11 protein-coding genes are annotated in these 18,626 nt (G+C 55.2%); 5 read left to right on the top strand and 6 right to left on the bottom strand.

Annotated elements, in window-relative coordinates:
* Positions 1-2: 2 nt before the first annotated feature.
* Complete coding sequence (locus tag O2597_RS05695; protein WP_269523289.1) at positions 3-3,740, bottom strand: FlgD immunoglobulin-like domain containing protein; 3,738 nt, start codon at positions 3,738-3,740, stop codon at positions 3-5.
* Positions 3,741-3,818: 78 nt separating this feature from the next.
* Complete coding sequence (locus O2597_RS05690) at positions 3,819-5,567, bottom strand: glycoside hydrolase family 31 protein (protein ID WP_269523287.1); 1,749 nt, start codon at positions 5,565-5,567, stop codon at positions 3,819-3,821.
* Positions 5,568-5,762: 195 nt separating this feature from the next.
* On the opposite strand from O2597_RS05690, the gene O2597_RS05685 reads away from it, so the two are divergent.
* The gene (locus tag O2597_RS05685; protein WP_269523285.1) at positions 5,763-7,841 is read left to right on the top strand and encodes a beta-galactosidase; all 2,079 of its coding nucleotides are present in this window, start codon (positions 5,763-5,765) and stop codon (positions 7,839-7,841) included.
* 74 nt (positions 7,842-7,915) lie between these two features.
* Here the strand turns inward: O2597_RS05685 and O2597_RS05680 are convergent, their stop codons facing one another.
* Both O2597_RS05680 and O2597_RS05675 read right to left on the bottom strand, forming a co-directional pair.
* A complete protein-coding gene (locus tag O2597_RS05680; RefSeq protein WP_269523283.1) occupies positions 7,916-8,827 on the bottom strand; it encodes an AraC family transcriptional regulator in 912 nt (303 codons plus the stop codon).
* A 131-nt stretch (positions 8,828-8,958) separates the two neighbouring features.
* Positions 8,959-9,714: a PEP-CTERM sorting domain-containing protein gene (locus tag O2597_RS05675; protein ID WP_269523281.1), complete on the bottom strand. Its 756-nt coding sequence runs from the start codon at positions 9,712-9,714 to the stop codon at positions 8,959-8,961.
* Between the two features lie 226 nt (positions 9,715-9,940).
* Here O2597_RS05675 and O2597_RS05670 point away from each other — a divergent pair, with 226 nt between their 5' ends.
* From O2597_RS05670 to O2597_RS05655, 4 genes are all read left to right on the top strand, one after another.
* Positions 9,941-10,753 (top strand): PEP-CTERM sorting domain-containing protein, encoded by an 813-nt coding sequence (locus O2597_RS05670; RefSeq protein WP_269523279.1) that lies wholly within the window; start codon positions 9,941-9,943, stop codon positions 10,751-10,753.
* 74 nt (positions 10,754-10,827) lie between these two features.
* On the top strand, positions 10,828-12,210 hold the full coding sequence (locus O2597_RS05665; protein WP_269523277.1) for an FAD-dependent oxidoreductase: 1,383 nt from the start codon (positions 10,828-10,830) through the stop codon (positions 12,208-12,210).
* Between the two features lie 232 nt (positions 12,211-12,442).
* Positions 12,443-13,462, top strand: a complete 1,020-nt coding sequence (locus O2597_RS05660; RefSeq protein ID WP_269523275.1) for a Gfo/Idh/MocA family protein — start codon at positions 12,443-12,445, stop codon at positions 13,460-13,462.
* A gap of 11 nt (positions 13,463-13,473) precedes the next feature.
* Positions 13,474-15,333, top strand: a complete 1,860-nt coding sequence (locus tag O2597_RS05655; RefSeq protein ID WP_269523273.1) for a sialate O-acetylesterase — start codon at positions 13,474-13,476, stop codon at positions 15,331-15,333.
* A gap of 157 nt (positions 15,334-15,490) precedes the next feature.
* Here the strand turns inward: O2597_RS05655 and O2597_RS05650 are convergent, their stop codons facing one another.
* Entirely contained in the window at positions 15,491-17,581 is a 2,091-nt protein-coding gene (locus O2597_RS05650) for a hypothetical protein (RefSeq protein WP_269523271.1), read from the bottom strand.
* A 105-nt stretch (positions 17,582-17,686) separates the two neighbouring features.
* On the bottom strand, positions 17,687-18,562 hold the full coding sequence (locus O2597_RS05645; protein ID WP_269523268.1) for a substrate-binding domain-containing protein: 876 nt from the start codon (positions 18,560-18,562) through the stop codon (positions 17,687-17,689).
* Positions 18,563-18,626 lie beyond the last annotated feature (64 nt).

The raw sequence follows: 18,626 nt of genomic DNA, 5'->3' as shown, positions 1-18,626 counted from the left end.
CATTACTTCCACTCGAAGTTCCCCCAAAGGCCCGGATTTATCATAATCTCACCCGGCACATCATTGACCAAACCGGTTGATTGATTGCTCCAATGGCTGCGCAAGACATTGATCTGGCCTTTGTCGTCGCCATAAATCACACCAAAATCGCCCTTCAATTCCAAATCAGACCCAACGGGGGGCAAGCCCAGCACGGAAAGCGGGATGCGGGCGGACAGCACATAACCGCGGCGGTTCTTCTTCACATCGATGGCCGCCGCTTCAAGTACATCCACCCGGTCGACAAATGCGGTTCGCCACGGACTGTTAAAAGGCACCGGGTTTTCAACGCCCGGTACCTTGTAATCGTAAAGCAAGGCGATGGAGCCATCCTCGTACGGGGCGATCATCAGCTTCTTGTCTCCCGGAACCGGCACGGTGCGATTCGGCCGCGCATCGGAATCGGTGGAGAACTCGAAGACGACGACATCCCCGGTCTTAAACAAGAGATTTCGGTCTTTCCCCTGGTTCGTCCACGGCGAGGGATCGTTGACCTCGTATCTGAGGACCAAGGTCTCGGCTTCGCGGTAGGCAGTCACATTGACATAAGGAAAGGGCTTACCGGCATCCCCCCACTCGGCAATCCTTGCGGGTTCCGAATCTGACTTCGTACGAATCATCACCGAACGCGTTTGCTTCTCGTCGACACTTGCCTGTTCCAGCACCTTCTGAGCTGCGGTGATTTGCTCCGGACGCACAAGCAATTGCCCCGTTTGTCGCCGGACCTGATCCAGTCCGTGAATCTCAAAGATACGGTAATCCGAATGTCCGGACTGAAGGATGTAGCGTCCCGATTCTTTATCCCGACCGAAGTAGCCACCAAAGGGTTCACCTCCGATCCGATAGGCACTTGCCTCACGGGACAGGCGCACATCCTGGAACATCTCATCCAAATAGATCCCGTCAGTCGTAAGGACATAGAAGCGGCCGTGGTTCCCATTGATCACAGTGACATCACTCACTTCGTCCAGCGGCGCACAGCCGAGATAGGAAAGCGATCCCTGCATCACACCCGACACCGGAAGTGGTGCCTTCTGGGAGCCATGCACGCCGTTCCAGTCGTTTGGCAATGTCCATTCGACCTCGTGTTCGGCATTGATGCCCAGCATCGGATGGCTGTTAATCAGCATGCGCCCAAAGCGGTCTTGGAGGTAAGCTTGTGGGCCCCGTTCTATCTTGGCATCCGGAACAGGCGTTGCGCCCATCACCGCGGCGCCCCAATCCCAATCCGGAGCCCCCGATGGCAGCCAACCTTTGAATTTCAGATCACCGATGCCGGATTCCCCGTCGGTCAGTGAAACCCAGAGCTTCCAATCCAAGGTATCTTCAAAATGATAGCCCCAGATACTGCCGCGCATCGTATGGCCGGCATCTCCGGCAACCTGTAATTCCTCGACCTGGGCAACATCATCACCATTCCGGTCGATCCACATGACGGAGAGCTCACGGCCGTCCTTCGATGCCGCAGGCCCATTCCGGAAGTTGCCGTAGCTGCCAACCGGCTCGGTAAAGTCTTTCAGGATTTCCTTCAGCTGGGGATGGCGTGTAAACACTTCCGGCACCCACCAGCGGGGAAACTCCGCCTCGTAGGCATGCAAGCTGCCAAACATGGCCCATAATTTCGCCCGATTGTCCGGCATGACTTCGTACAGGCGCATCACGGAATCCTTGGAAACGATGAAGGTACGATCGTCCTTGTGCAGAAACCATGCACTGAAGGGGTAAAAGCGATCCGCAGGCATCCCTGGCTTGTCCCCGGAAAAAAGCACCGACTCGATGGCAACCTCTCCCGTATCGATATTGATGTTCCATGACGCAGCCCCCCCCAGCCACTCCTTCATATTGGCCGTATCGAAGCCCGCACCGGAGGCACCGTAACGTGAAGGACCGAAGAGTTCCTTTTTCAAGGATCCAGCCGCGGCATCCCAGACACTGATCCGTTTCGGCCGCGCATGATTTTCCGCGACCCACAATTGTCCGGTCCCATCCAGCGCCAAGCCCTTCGGCAGACGAACCGCATCGGCAATCCATTCGCCCTCTTCGGAACCACCACCGGCTTGGCCGATCTGCCGGATGCGCGTGCCACTTAAATCATACACTTTGATATTCTGGTCCACCCCATCGTCGGCCGCATAGATGAAGCCCTCCGGACTTAATGCGAGCGCGGCACCCACCGTATCCGCATCCTGATCCACGCGGGCGGCACTGAGATCCGGAGTGAACAGCGCACGAGGCACCGCGCCCACCCCAGGCGTTTCATAGAGCGCGAGATTGCCTCCCGTGTAGACCAGTAAGCGCCGTCCATCCGTGGCCACGGCCCCCGGAGCCCGAAGTGACAGCGCCCCCAACTCTTCGCCCGACTCGGGATCCAGCATGAGGATCCGGTTCTCATCATGGAGCGAAAGGTAGAGCACACCATTCAAGTAGACACAGCCCCTGAGATTATGGACAACCGCATGCTTTTTCCCCCGCGGAGACTCCGGGTCGAGCTTGTACTCGCGTACGACCTTGAAGGTCTCTCGGCCATTGCGGTAACGATGCTCGCGACCGTCTTTCAGGTCCCAGGCGACCAAGCTTAATTCGGCATAGAGGTATTCCTTCCCGGTTTCATCCTTACGTATTTTGGTGTAGGCGGGCGAGCCCTCACAAAAGGCATAGAACCGGCTTGAATCCATTGCCAAAAAGATCCTCCCGTGCCCCATACGGGAGGAAATATTCGCATCGTTCAGCTTATTGCCCTCCTGGTCCACGATCACGATATTATTGCCGGACTCGGCCAAGGCACATCCCAAGGCAATCAGCTCACCATTGGACACCGCCGCTTCCGGGGCGGAGTGATCCCCCAGCCACATGCTCGTCGGGCCATCCCGCCACCCCGGATGCCCGGGACTGTAATAAGACATTTTGTACTCCGGCGTGATGCCCGGATGGGTCACCAATTGCCACTGGTATTCCCCCGGAGCCACCAGATTCCCCTGTTCATCCAAACCATTCCAGATGGCAGTCTGCCGCCCGGAAGAAAAAGTGGCGCCAGTAACGAGATTACGCACCCGCTTGCCCGAAGCGTCGTTAATCACCACCGTCGCCTTGCCGTCGATCGGCTGATCCCACTGCACACGTATCTCTTGCCGCAGATTCGCAACCAAGCGATCATACTCTTCCAGGCTGAAAGCCTGCCAACGGGCCGGATCGGATCCTATCGCCGCATACGGAGGCAAATCCCCCTGCAGCATAAAGCTTTCTTTTTGAGCCACTTCGCCCAGAGGATTCAACCACTCGACCGAAAAAGCCATACGCAGCGAAGGCAGCTGCGGATTCACCGGATCCAATTCAGCCGGGTCGACAGTGAACCTGAAAAGCTGATACGCTCCCTCGGTCTTGACCTTTGCTTCCATGCTATCGAGGCGTACTGTGTGTGCCGCCGAAAGACCCAAGTCGACCTGTGGCAACGGCCAATCATCGCCTGCAGCTTCGACCCGGATGTAAACATCCAGCTTGTCCCCGGAGTCATCATGCAGCGCGTAGGCAACTTCCGGCGAAGCTCCGCTTGAAACACTCAGATACTCCAGCGATTCAGGATCTTCCGTCGCCGACTGTCGTCCGAGTCGCGGGGAAGAATCCCCGGTACAGCCGCCCAAGGCCAACAGGAAGACCAGGAGTACTGCGGCAAAGGAATTGAAGAGACGGGAACAGGCTGGCATAGGAACTTAAAGGACTACCAGGGGAAGCAGTACATCTGGAAGGTATACACTAAACATTATCTTAAATTCCATAACGAACTAACCGGTTACTGATAGATCACGGGTCAGTCCGGCTGAATGCGTTGCGGTGAGCCGTCCCGGCTCAATTCCACCTCGGTCAATCATGGACAGGACCGTACTCAGGAGACGAAGCAGATCCTCACGTTCAGCACGCACAAAGACCGGTATTCCCGGGCATGGTGCGGCATATCCGCGATGCCAGCCGGACGCGAGCGCGTCCCCGGTCCATGCATCCTTCCAGCGACCACTTGGAAGAAGGATATCACGGGCGGTTTCGCCGCTCTTCAGCACGGGGGCAACGAGAATATCCGATCCCAGCAGAAACTCATCGGCAATTGTGTAACATTCTGAGTCTTCCGGCGCATCATACCACAAGGGGCGGACCAAGGGTGCCGTCCGGCCCCTCGCTTGATCCGCCAGATAGCCTTCCAATACCTTGTGCAGCAAGGCGTATTGCCGGACAGTGATTTCAGTGCCCGGGCTGTAGTTCCAGGGAAAATAGGAAAACTGCATGAAGGGCATGAAGGCGGTCACCTCGGTCCAACGGACCATCAGTTCATCCGTCGGCAAGGGATCCTCCGCATTCATGGTTTGCACCCGCCCCGGTACCATATCTGGAATCAGCAGGTCATAGCCCATCAGGCTCAGATGCAGAGCCAACCGGACCATCGCCGACAAACCGTTGTCCGTCCCCCAGTGAGAATCCTTTCCTCCCTGACGCCAAATGACCGAACGGCCCTGCGACAGCCAAGCCGCGCGGGACTCGCAGAGATTCGGCACCAATTCCTCGAAAGCCGCCAACAGTACATCCGAATAGCCGGACTCGCCGGCAAAGTCATGCCAGTCGGCAATCTCCGGCGAGGGCTGGTATTTGAAATCGCCCCCGTCAATCTTGAAGCCGTCCACACCGTAGTGTTCCTGCAAATGTTTGAGTTTGCCTTGCAACCACTCACGTCCCTGAGCTGCAGTCACATCAATCAAACCGGCCGTGCCTCCCCACCACCTGAACAGCGCAGCCCCTTGGCCATCTTTGTTCGGAACCAGCACGTTGGAACTCACCAAGTCTTCAAAACCTGTTGAATCCGTGTTCACGAAAGGCGTCACCCACAGCCAGACCTTCAAGCCCAATTCGTGAAGTTCACGAATCATTTCAGTTGCGTGAGGGAAATCAGGACCAAAATCAAGTTCGCCAAACGAAGACTCCCAACGGTCATCGATAATTAAAGTCGAGCAGGGGTAGCCCCGTGCTTTGATTTGACGTCCCATCTCGAGGATACGCTCCTGATTGATACAGCGTGGATACTGGGTCCAGGTGCAAAAGAAACTGTCACCAAAGACATCTGCCGCCGGAGACAGGTTCGGCCAGCCGAGATGAGCCATCAGCTTGGCCTGAGCTTGCGGCAAAGTGGCCGCCACTTTGCAGACGAGCCGAAACCCCGAACCGGGGCAGGCGATCCGAAGCGATCCGTCGTTTCCCTCGTTCAGATGTACATCCAGCACCCGCTTCGTCTCCGCCAGCAGTGCAACACCACTCGAACACATCCAGATCGGCGCCTGTATATTGTTCACCGCAAATGCCTCATTCACGACAGTTCCCTGCTCCAGGGGATAGTGCTGCACATGGTTAAAGCCATGGCCATACCAGTGCCCGCCACTGGCCAAATCAACCGCCACAACCTCTCCTGCGGGAATCTCCAGAATGGAATCCGTTTCGATCAGACCAGTGGTACCATCCGACAAGGTATATTTCAATTGGCGGGAAGACATACTCATTCGGAATATTCAGGCAGCCCCCGGGTCAACCATCGCAACAATATACAGATAACTAACAGTTTGTATACAGCTCGCCGGCAGACAACTCGACACTTAGACCATACGCATACAAATGAAGAACTCTCCAGCAGCACCTAGTCGTAACTGACGCTTCCCAACGGTAACTGTAGTCAAATGCCGAACGATCCAATGACTCCCCGACACCTACGCCCCACCCCGCTTAAGAACTTCCTCTTCGGAGCTCCTTACTATCCGGAACACTGGAACGAAGCGGAACGGAGACTGGACCGTGAACGCATGCAGACCGCAGGCGTCAATGTGGTACGCATGGCGGAGTTTGCCTGGGATTGCGTCGAACCGGAACCCGGCGTTTTCGACTTTCAGCTTTTTGACCAGACTATTGAGCATCTGGGCCAATGCGGGATTCAAACCATACTCTGCACCCCTACAGCGGCACCACCCCGCTGGCTCAGCCTGCAGCATCCGGAATGGATGCGGGTCGATCAAGAGGGACGCAGCATGCGTCATGGCAGCCGGCAACACTTCTGCACGAATCAACCCGGCTTTCGAAAGGCGTCCGAACGTATCACCCGCGCCATGACGCAGCACTATGCCGAGAACCCACATGTGATTGGCTGGCAGACTGACAACGAGTTTCACTGTCATATCAATGAATGTTATTGCAGCGCCTGCCTTCAATCCTTTCAGGAATGGCTACAAACGAAGTATGGTCAAATAGGACAATTGAATGCCGCTTGGGGCTCTGCATTTTGGGCACAAAGCTATCGTGCCTTTGGAGAAATCCCCTTCCCTTATCCAAACCGTCCCACGCATGCGAATCCGGGGCAACAGTTGGACTATTACCGCTTTCTCAGTGACAGCCTAATCGCCTTTCAAAGCGGTCAAATCGCTGAAATCCGCAAAGCAAATCCGGCATGGTGGGTTTCACACAACGGCACATTCGATCACATCGACCACTGGCAATTCGCGGAGGAACTCGATTTCTACGGTGTCGACGTGTATCCGGGATTTTCCCACGGCAACAATGCGCCCGAACCGGACCCGGCCTGGGCCTCTTTAAAATTGGAGGATTGCCGCTCCGCCCGGGGAAACTTTGTCGTCTTTGAGCAACAAGCCGGCGCCGGCGGGCAACACCCCTACCTGCTTCCCACGCCCCGTCCCGGTCAAATGCGACTCTGGGCCTGGCAGTCCATCGCCCATGGCGCGGACGGCATCCTGCATTTCCGCTGGCGGACTTGCCGGTATGGAGCCGAGATCTATTGGAACGGCATCCTGGATCACGACAATGTTCCAAGACGCCGGTTTGAGGAATTTTCAAAGGAAGGCGCAGAACTTCGAAGAATCGGGCCCCGCATTCTGGGCACGGTGCCTCAGGTCGACATTGGCATCTTAGTGGAGCAGGACCAAGATGAAGCCCACCAGAGCATGCCGCTGGGACAAACCGCCCCCTGGCATCAGCGCAAAGCTGTCCTGCGCGAGTTGCAAGTGCGTCATCTGGCTTGCGGCCTGGTTCAAGCCGCCGACAGTTTCACAGGCATCCGCGCCCTGTTTATGCCCGGCTTCGCGCTCATGGACCTAAAGCTAGCCTCCAAGTTAAAGGAATTCGTCCGGCAAGGAGGCATCCTGATCGCCACAGCCCGAACCGCCACCCGGACACGGGACAACCAGGTCAGCTCCGAAACAGCGCCATGCTTCCTACAGGAATGCTTCGGCCTCACCGTCGAGGAAAACGGGACACACGAACCCCTGAGGTTCACGCACGCCGGCAAGACTTACCCGACACAAAGTTACTACGAAATCCTACAAGCACTGCCTGGAGATCAAACTGAAGTGCTGGCCACATGGAACGAACTGGAGCCCCCCGCCCCACACTGCGCCCCCGGCCAAGCCGCATTGACCGTACATCCTTACGGTCGTGGGCACGCGATCTATCTGGGAACATCCTGCTCCAATGAAAATTTAGAGCCTGTCATCGATCAGTTGATGGCGATATCTACCCTGCAGCCCTTGGCCAAGGCAAACAGCACGGTCCAAATCGCCTGCCGGCAGGCTGAGACTCGCCGCTTACTCTTTCTTCTGAACCATAGCGGAAGCCCTCAGTTAGTCAGTGGACTCCCCGAGTGTATCAACCTGGTCGACCAGAAAAAGGTCTCCGGTGAATGTCAGCTCTCCGGCTACGAGCTTGCCGTCCTGGACCTTCCTACCGGCTTAGCGTTGAAAAAGAGTTCAAGGCTGTCGCCCCGCTAGGGGCCCGCTGCCGAATCCTCTGGTTCCGATATGGCCTGGGACGAACAGGTCCGACGGAAAACGCGCCAGCAACCTTAACCGGCATCCCTGAGACTATTCCGATAGGCGCGAGGCGACTTTCCGGCATTGCGCTTAAACCAGGCCGAAAAATGGGATAGCTGTACAAAGCCCAAATCAGCGGCGATTTCCTTCACCCGCTTTGAGGGATTCTCCATGGCCCTGCGAGCCAACTTGATGCGGCGATCTTCCCAATAGGCATTCAAGGTCAACCCATATGCGATTACCGCCAATCGGTTCAAACGCCCAATGGTCAATCCCGTCGCCTGACAAATCTCCGTCTCCGGGAACAACTCCCCCGGCGACAGGGCATCAATGATCTGCACCGCAACTGTAACTCGCGGATCCACGGCCTCCGGCACATGGATTTCATGCCCCTCCGCATACATCACGCGAGCCAGTTCGGAAAGCCACCTCAAGAGCTTCACCTGATAGTCATGATAGGTCAGGTAATCAATACGGCTACGCCAGAGGAAACTATCCCGGGGGTCCTGCTTTCCCTCGTCCCAACTCACCTTCTGCATCAGGTGTAAGAGCGGCAATGCCAGCTTCTCCAGCTTCGGATAGTCTTTTCCGGCAAATTGATAAAGCGGGCCACCGGAAAACAAGGCACTGCCATCCGGCCAAGCTTGCTGCACACGCAAAGAAAGCAGATGTACGTCTTCGGAAAAGCTCTGCTCAATCTCCGATCCAAAGCAAAGCAACCACTCCCCCGCAACCGCATGCGCCTCCATCCCTTCCGATTTCAGATGCGCCCAACCCTGACGAATATACCAGGCACTGAACTCGGACGAGCGTTCTCCAAACACATTCGCCCGCCCTCCGGGAATCGCATCGTCATAAATAAACAACAGATCCGAATTCAGACTGCTCCAGTCATGCAAGTTGGCGGCAGGTAAAGTCTTATTGGAGAGGCTTCTCGATTTCATGAACAATAAAGCGGATGGTTTGATCCTACAGCCTGACCGACCGAGACGAAAAGTAAAGACTCCCCAGTCATCAGAACGACAGGCTCCGCCTGGTGGGCGGAGCCTGTGCAACTACCTGCAGAAGCAAGCGACTAAGCTTTCTGGCGTTGACGACGTTTCAAACCCACGAGAATAAAGACGAGCACCCCGCCCAACAGAGCGATGGAAGCAGGCTCTGGAACTGTGACCGCAACTCCGTTCAAGACGATATTATCCAAACGATCCGACTGGGAAGAATCCAATGAATCATCCGAAAAACGAAACTGGAAAGTAATTGACCCAAGGCCCTGGAATTCCGCTCCGGAGAGATCGATCATGGCACCAGAGACAACCGTAACCGGACTGTTGTTATTTTGTTCCTGCAGCAAGGTGCCGGCAACCGACCCCACAACTGATCCAGTCTCGCCCAAGCCGTTGCCGTAAGCATCCGCCTGGACATAAGCGACGGCATTATACTCGGCATCACCAGACGATCCACCCATCACAAGGTCTAAAACCAAGGATTCGAGATTCAATTCATAGCCTGCCTCTGCTGTCACCGTGAACTCGAAGTAACTGGCACTGGCCAGTGCATCCGTCTCAGTCGCTCCGACTGAGGGCGCAAAGATATAGGCAGTTTTCGTGGAATTTGAGAACTTTGCCTGGTCGAAGCCCTGCAAATTTGTGGCGAGCGAGTTCGTATCCGTATCCTCGGTAGGTGCAGTGTATGTGGTATTGCTCCCGGTATCCATTGTATAATCGGCCAGAATGGCTGCCGAGGCGATGCCACTCATTGCGGTGCCAAAGAGGCATAGGAATCCACAAGTGTACGTGGCTTTCGTGAGAGCATAGGTGAATAGACTTTTCATAAGTAGAACATTAGAAGGTTAATTAAACATTCGCCCAAAAAGTTATCTATTCACGTCATATCTATCAAGAAACGGAATCACATACAGCGCGCACACAGTTCGCTGATTAGATAACTTTTTAATTAAATATAATAAGCAAATACAGTTGAGAGCGTAGAAAATCCCTCAAAAAATGTCGCAACAAACTCCCTCATAGAGGGCCCCACCATCCCCCTGAACCTCAATTATGAATAAATCTCCAATTATCCTGAGCGCAGCCCTTTTGAGCACCTCGATGGCGAGTGCGCAAACCACAGTCTTCAGTCACACTTTCGACGGAGATGGAGCCAGTCCCGTCACGGCAGTCAACGGCACAGGTAGCGCCAACTGGATCCTCGATGTCGAGGCAGGCAAATCGCTATCAACCAACGGAACGCCCACCGGCGCTTCCAGCGCATATCTAGCTTACAGCTTTGGCACCGGAATCTACGAGATCACAGCGACAATCAACGTTTCCTCAAAACCAACGAACAACACTGGTCTCAGTATGATTTCCTTCACGACCTCAGATCCGGTGACAGCTGGATATATCAACGAAGCAGACGCAGAAGCACATGCGAGTTTCGGGATGCGTGAGAATGGCGATTTCGAAATGTGGGGAGGCATCGGGACCGCTCTCGGGAACGACGGCGGTAATCTAGCAAGCACCTACGGCTATGGCGTCAGTTCCACCAAATCACTGGACGATCGCGAAGGCACCCTGCGACTCGTCCTTGATACGACACAGACCAACTGGACAATTGCCGGCTACTATAAACCGGTCGGTGAGTCGGAATTCCAAGTCGATGTCAATGCAGGCGATGGCATCGGTTCGGGAAGCTATATTTACACCTATGCGACAAACCCGGATGCCTTTACTGGGGTTGGTTTGCTTTGGAGCTCCAACAGCATACCTGTCTTCCAGGACTTCACAGTGACCAGCATCCCCGAGCCCGGAACCTATGGGCTGCTCTCCGGTCTGACAGCCTTGCTTGGCCTTGCACTTCGTCGTCGCAGGTAAGCTTCCTACACGCTTTCAAACGCTTGGCCGGACACGGACAATGAGGCGTTTTGTATCAGGACTATCGATACTACATGCATAAACAACCAGTCACACTCAGCATTCGAGAAGCCGGCACTTACGATGTCATCGTGGTGGGTGGAGGCCCGACCGGTTGCACCGCAGCCGCCGCTGCGGCACGCGACGGAGCAAGGACACTGCTAATCGAATCCACCGCGATGCTCGGCGGCAGTGGAACCGGCGCGCTGGTTCCCGCCTGGTGCCCCTTTTCCGACAAGAAGCAGATCATTTACCGCGGCTTGGCCGAGACGGTCCTGACCCGCTGCAAGGAGCAGCAGGCACATGTTTCGAAAGAACAACTTGACTGGGTGCCAATTGATCCGGAGTTGCTGAAGCGCGTCTACGACGAACTCGTCGCTGAAAACGGGGCCAAGGTACTCTTCAACACCATGCTCAGCGCAGTCGAGGTCAACGAAGCAGGCACCGTCGAGTCGGTCATCGTGACCAACAAAAGCGGACTGTCCCGACTGCGCGCCAAGACTTTCATCGACTGCACCGGCGACGCCGACCTGTGCGCCTGGGCCGGAGCTGAGTTTAAGAAAGGCGACAAACATGGCGAGCTGATGCCGGCCACCCACTGCTTCCTCCTCAGCAATGTCAATGAAAAGGCCTTCAAGGAAGAGTGCGACAACGGCATGCGCGTGATGGGAAACCACCCGAAGACACGCTTCTATGAAATCATCAATTCGGGCAAGTATCCGCTCATCCAGGACGCCCACGCCTGTTGCAACCTGACCGGCCCCGGGACTGTCGGATTCAATGCCGGGCACATCTGGAATGTGGATAATACGGATCCGAAATCCGTCTCCAAAGCGCTCGCGATAGGCCGGCAGTTGGCCAAGCAATTCCGTGACGCCTTTGCCGAGTACTACCCGGAAACTTTCGGCAATGCGTTTCTGGTCAGCACTGGCAGCGTGCTCGGAATCCGCGAAACCCGTCGTATCGAAGGCGATTATTCACTGACACTAAATGACTACATCGAGCGTCGCAGCTTCGAGGATGAAATCAGCCGAAACTGCTACTTTATCGATATCCATCACTCACTCAAGGAAGCCGAAGAACATGTCCGTGAACGTGCCGACGGACTCTCGACTTCTTCCATGCACTATGGTCCCGGCGAGTCCCACGGTATCCCGTACCGCTGCCTCATTCCCAAGAATTTGAAGAACGTGCTGGTGGCCGGACGCTCGATCTCCTGCGACCGCCATGTGCAAGGTAGCGTACGGGTCATGCCGGTCTGCCTGGCCATGGGCGAAGCCGCGGGTACCGCCGCGGCCATGGCCGCCCAAGAAACAGGTCGTGTCCGGGAAATATCCACTCTCAGGCTGCGCCAAAAGCTCAAGGCATATGGAGCCTATCTCCCGGATCCGGAGGAGATCTTATCCGCCAAAGCGTAAGCGATTCAGCCCCGGGAACTGCCAAGTCCACAGCTTGCACCCGATTCAACCGACGGCTGATATACAGTAAGCCGGATGAAAATTCCGTCTGTTCGCATACTGAATAAGTTGCATCGCGGTGAATACTGAAATGGTCTCGTCGAAAAGGACGATTGAATCCACCCACACAACCAAGGATCCGAAACATGCCATCACGGCACCAACAACACACCATATCCGCAACTAGGATGCCATGCCTCGCAAACTAAAGCTAATTCAATGCGGTGTCGGCGGGTTTGGACGCAGCTGGCTCGACGTATGCTCGGCCTCCGAGGACTTTGAGCTCGCCGCCCTGGTCGACATCAACCAAGCGGCCCTCTCAGAAGCCGGCCAATCCATCGGGCTGGGCAGCGTCTGCCTCTTTGACCAGCTGTCAAGCGCGCTGGACGCAGTCGAAGCCGAGGCAATCCTGACGATCACACCACCGGAAGTTCATATCGAACACGCCCGTGAAGCGTTTGCCAGGGGCCTGCATGTCATGACCGAGAAGCCGGTCGCCGAGAGCCTGGATGAGGCACGCACGATGATCCAATTGGCTCAGGAAGCCAAACGTCAGCTCATGGTCAGTCAGCAATACCGCTTCAACGCCCCGATCCTACAAATGAAAGAAGCGCTGGGCGGCGGCGAGATCGGCACACTGACACACGGACACATCGATTTCTATGTGCCCGGCGACTTTCGAGGCAGCTTCCGGGAAAGCATGCCCTACCCGCTACTCCACGACATGGCGATCCACCATGTCGACCTCATCCGCGCGCTGACCCAGCAGGATATCAGGCAAGTCACGGCACGAGCCTTTAGAACTCCGTCGGATTGGTTCCAGAACGAAGCCGGCTTGAAGATGCTCTTGGAACTGGAAAACGGCCTGCTGATTTCATACTCAGGAGACTGGAGTGCCTTGGGACGTTTCACAGGCTGGAACGGAAACTGGCGCCTCCAAGGCACACAAGCTTCGCTGCACCTGGATAATGACGTTGTATCCATTGACCATTGCGAAGCATGGATGAAACATCCGAGCCATAAAGAATGCCCCCCACCTGCATCTGGCCCGGTCGAGCGTGAAGCCACACTTCAAAATTTCGCCAGATCCATCCGAAGCGGGATTCCTGCCGAAACCAGTGGTGAAGACAATATCAAGAGTCTCGCCGTCATCATGGCAGCCATCAAGAGCAACGAGGAACTGCGTCCGGTCACCGTTTCAGAATTACTCTAAGCATCCCAGACATGGAAATCATTCACAGCCCCCAAGCACATCAAGTCCTGCAAAGAATCGGCCATCAAGGCGCCAACACTTCCCTCAGCGGTAAAGCCACTCCGTTCTCGGAGATCACGCTATCGATCCGGGATTCGAGCGGCCAACTCCCTGACTTCAAGACAATCAGACTTCGAGCGGATGCCACAGGCAGCTTTCTAGCTGAGCTGCGTCAGATCCCAATTGGCGGCCCATACGAACTCCGTATCGAACAGGGAAACCGATCCAAATGTATCGGACCCTTCTTCGTCGGGGATGTCTGGATCCTGGCGGGGCAAAGCAATATGGAAGGCCTGGGAAACATGACTCACGCCGCCGAGCCGCATCCTTTGGTGCAAGCGTACTCCATGGCACGGGTTTGGCGACCAGCGGAAGACCCCCTGCATATCCTGCAAGAATCCACGGACGCTTGTCACAGCAAGGGACAAGCCTGCACAGCCGAACAAGCGGAATCCCTAAGGGCAAACAAACCCACCGGAGTGGGCGCGGGTGTCTTTTTCGGCCGAGAAATGGTCGAACGCACCGGTGTGCCTCAGGGGCTCATCTGCGCCGCGCACGGCGGAACTTCCATGGAGTCCTGGAGCACGATCCGAGCGAAAGCCGAAATGTATCATTCGATGCTCAAGTCGGTTCGCCAAACAGGTCAGCCTGTCGCTGGCGTCCTGTGGTATCAGGGCGAGAGCGATGCCGCCCCCGGAAACATCGATTTGTATGCCGAGCGGATGCAGCAACTGGTGGCCTCGACACGCGAGGAGCTGCAGCAACCCGAGCTCCCATGGATCATGGTGCAAATCGGGAAGGTCTTCGGCCACAAAACAAAAGATTCGATTCGCCATTGGAATCAGATACAGGAGCAACAGCGACAACTGCCCGAGACGATCACGGATCTATACACAATCGCCGCCATTGATTTACCGATGGACGATGGCATCCATATCAGCGCCACCGGCTTCCCCACACTAGCCCAGCGCATGGCCGTTGTTGCAGAAGCCCTGCAAAGCGGGGAGAACTCTGCAGCGCAACCACCAAAATTTGAAGCGATCCGCAAGTTAGATAATGGAAGCAAAGCTTGGCGCTTCGCGATCCGATATTCAAATGTCGGATACTTGAAAGCAACAGGCACACCTCATGGCTTTGCACTGACCGACTCCGCCGGGGACGAGCAGCCTCTGATCATCAAAACCACTTTGGAGGAAAAAGAAGCAATCATCGAAGTTATCCCGCCCATGGGAAAACTGCCGGAAGACTTCAACCTCTCCTACGGACATGGCTGCACACCTTATTGCAACCTCAGCGACGCCCGCGGAATGGCACTCCCGGTTTTTGGCCCCATCCCCCTTGCTCCGAAATCTGCCGGCACGCCCTACCTCCGGCATTGGAAAGTCTCGGCTCCGCAAGAATTGACGCGTACCGGCAAGGAAATCCCTGCCCCTCCGGAAGGCCTGCCCCTAAGCGAAAAATCCTATGGCGAGGATGGCTTTATCAACGAGCACGACAACTGGGCCGGACAGAGCGGCTATGCCTATTTCTTTCAGAAAATGTCACTGTCCGAGCCTATGACACTCTCTTTTAAAATGGGCTACGATGGTCCATTTGCAGCTTGGATCGACGAAAGCCCACTGCACGCCGACCCATATGGAAGCAACCCATGCCTGCCCGACAAAACCAGTCGAACGATTCAACTCAGTGCGGGCGAACACGAAATCTGCACCGGTATGGATGTCGGCAATGGGATCGCATGGGGATTCTTTCTACGTGTCATACGCGAAGACCTGTCCAAGGAGACCATCGATTCTGGAGAATTTGCACTGCCAGGATTTGCGGAATTTTAGAAAACGTTTCGCATTGTAGCGCGACACTCCAGCGGGCAAGTCAAGCAAACAGGGTTTCAAGTGTAGAGAAGCGATGACAGTCGCTTCTACCTGTGCCGATGTCGAAGCCGCTCCCGCGTCTTCGCTGCACAGAGAGAAACCAATCGTTTGAAATCAACTAGGTCGCGGACAGCATGCTCGATTCAAGCAATTTGCCGACCTCAGGCCGCAAAGCATACACCTGACCGGCTTTGAATGCATACTCGCCGTCTTTCAATTCCAGTGCACCCGCTTCTAGATCAGTCGCACAATCGTATCCGTTCACTGAGACGTCCTCGAAGACCCAAACCACAGCCGGATTCCCATTCGCATCCAGCCAGAGGATATATTTCCCTTCCGGCTGTAGTCTCGGACGATCCATAAACGGCAGCGCCGCATTATAGAGGTGGTTCACCCTTCCGTATTGCGCAGCAAAATCACCTCCGGGCAGCCTTGCTTTGTTCGGGGCACCGCTTTCCCATGGATCGGCACTCAAACCAGGAATCGCCCGGTGGGCGGCCAGCCAGAAATAGACCTCCACACTCAAGCGCTCAGGGTGCGCTAGCATCTCTTTGCAGAAGAATCCAGTGCTACAGTCCAATAAGGCAAAGGCATGATCTCCTTTAGCACAATCGTCCCATAAGCGGCGTCGGAAGGCATCGTTCTTAAAACCAAACATCGCCACTTGGCTGACCCCAAAGATACTCACGACCTCGACGCGCTGCTTAAACCCGCGCTTCTGGAGCTGAGCTTGCATCCGGAAAATTTCATCAGCCTGAGGGGCCTTGTCTTCGGCTCCCCAGTCAATCCCCGTGACCCCCAGGTTCTGGTAGGAATCCCAGAAGATGCCATGAATCCCGGTGCTGTCCTGAACATCGAAAATTTGCTGCTGAAACCAATCGCCATAGCCACTGCGGATGCGCCCGCTCCATAGACTACCGTAATTGCCATCCCAGGGATCTCCATTGGCTTCTTTCAATACCCAATCCGGGTGCTCCTGCCATACGGGAGCCTCCTTGGACATATGGAACGAATACCACTGCATGAGCTGAATATCACAGGCATCAGCCACCGCGTTAAGCGTCTTCATCCCCTCGCTTCCACCAAATGCATCGGCATAAGTAAACGAATACGGACAGCAGATATTCCCCTTCAACCACTCACGCGGATCGGAGGTGATACTGTCCCATACTCCGTGCGTGAACATATCCTTGTAACCAAGTCGCTGATACTCCGGAAGGTCCCGCTGGATCGGCTCGTGCCATTTTTCCATCCGTTCCTTGAGTTCCTTATCCCACAAATGCGCCCCCACACAGGGAACCGGAACCTCGAGCTGGAAATCATAATTAGCGAGAATCCGTCGACGCACCTCCATGAAACAATCCAACCAGAGATTCCTTGTTTCGTATTTGGCCAATGTGACCTCGGCTTTGTGCACCAACAATTTCCGACTCTGGACCTTGACGCTTTCGCTCAATGGAAAATAGGTACGGTCCAAATAGTGAATGACATTTTCATCGGCATGCTTCTCCAAACGAGCCCGGGTCAACCCCGGCTTCTCCGAAAAGAGACAGATCGCGGTATCTCCCTTGGCCTGAAAGTCGCAGATAGCTGCACCCGCCGCACGTGGCAGCATATCCATCGGATAACTCCCGCCCCATCCATCGGTAAAGAATTTCTCGATCGTGGAAAAGGCATCCCCGGCATCAACGACTTTCTCCAATTCCAAGGTCGAGACATCTTGCTGGATTAAAGTCGCGCCTTCGGCCACACCACCGATCTCCCAAGTGGATTGCTCTAACATCCAGTGTATCGGCATACCCGAACATTCGTAGCTGAGCTGCATGGTTAGGCCTTGCCACTCATTTTCGTAGAGCGTCTCGGCAATTGGCTCAAAGCGCCAGATAAACAACGCTTCCGGCTGCTCGACACGACGGCTCTTCACCCGTGCCTCTCCCATGGCATCTGCTTGTTGGATACGCGGCAAGGCCACACCTTTGGATTTTAAAACCAATTCGACAGCTTCACCCGCCTGCCGAACCTCTTCCAAACTGAAAGTCTCGAAGCGAACCGCACGTTCCTCCACTTCCGACTCGGTGTAAAAATTCCAAGGCAAAACGGAAGCTCGTAAAGGCACCCCCTGATATTCGACGACACCGATGCCGAGAAATTTATCCTCCTCAAGTATGAGCTGTAGCGATATGCCGTTCGAGAATGCGAGGTCTTTCATGAGCCCTCAAACTAATAGCCCCCTGACAAACGAACAGGACAACAGTATACACACAGCTAAAAACTGTATCAATCCGCAGAGGCAATGCGATCTCAACGGGAGGGATTAGAATTCGCGGGCGCCCTCACCTTTGACGAGATGAAACTCAATCAACTGTCGTTCCGGAGTCTCACCCCGTAACTTGACTTGTAGCGCCTGCAACAAGGCATCCGCAATGGGATTGACACTCACTTCCATCCAATCACAAGGAAAAGGCACGAGGTAAGGCGACTCCACATTACGGTGCAGGATCAACTTCAAATCCTCGGGCACCCGCACATGGCGCTCGACAATGGCGGAGACGACCCCACGCGCCGTCACATCCGGGTAGATAAACAACCCGTCCGGACGCGATTTCAGATCCCAAAGGGATTCAAACTGATGATACCCCTTTGTTTCCATCGCTTCACGCGAAACAATGATCCATTCGTAATTGATGTTGATTCCGATTTCAGCACTCAGGTCGTCCAACATTTCCAGCACCTTGGAATTGGCAGGTTCCGAAGGGATCATAAGCCCTACAGAACGGCATCCCAATTCGGCCAGCCGACGAACGGCTTTTTCAATCATCCCTCGTGAATCGAAGACAACATCCACGCTGCTGCCATGAAGAATCGTCATGGGAACGCCCGAGTCCCGGATCCACTCGACCATGGATTCATAGGCCATAATGGCAATGTAACCATCGACCGCCCCCCCCTTTTGAACCTGGGCATTCTCCGGTGGAGCACCGTAACGATTCTTCTCGGGCCGCGTATCCATGAGCGGAACCATCTCAAAGCCCAATTGACGCCCCCGCTCCATAATCGCCCAAAATAAATGCAGATAAAACAAGGAACTCTGCTGCTTCCGAGCATCGGCCCCCGAATAGACCACAACCCGCGGTGCTGCGGATTGCGCCAAGGTATTCGTCTGCGAAGCTTTTTCGGGGCAACTGCTCATGATTAAGTCGAGTATTGAGGCAGGTGCTTGGATGTCCACACCATACACTATGATACAGTATGCT

The sequence above is a fragment of the Coraliomargarita parva genome, from assembly GCF_027257905.1.
Taxonomy (GTDB): domain Bacteria; phylum Verrucomicrobiota; class Verrucomicrobiia; order Opitutales; family Coraliomargaritaceae; genus Coraliomargarita_A; species Coraliomargarita_A parva.
This window is presented reverse-complemented; position numbering and strand designations above follow the sequence as displayed.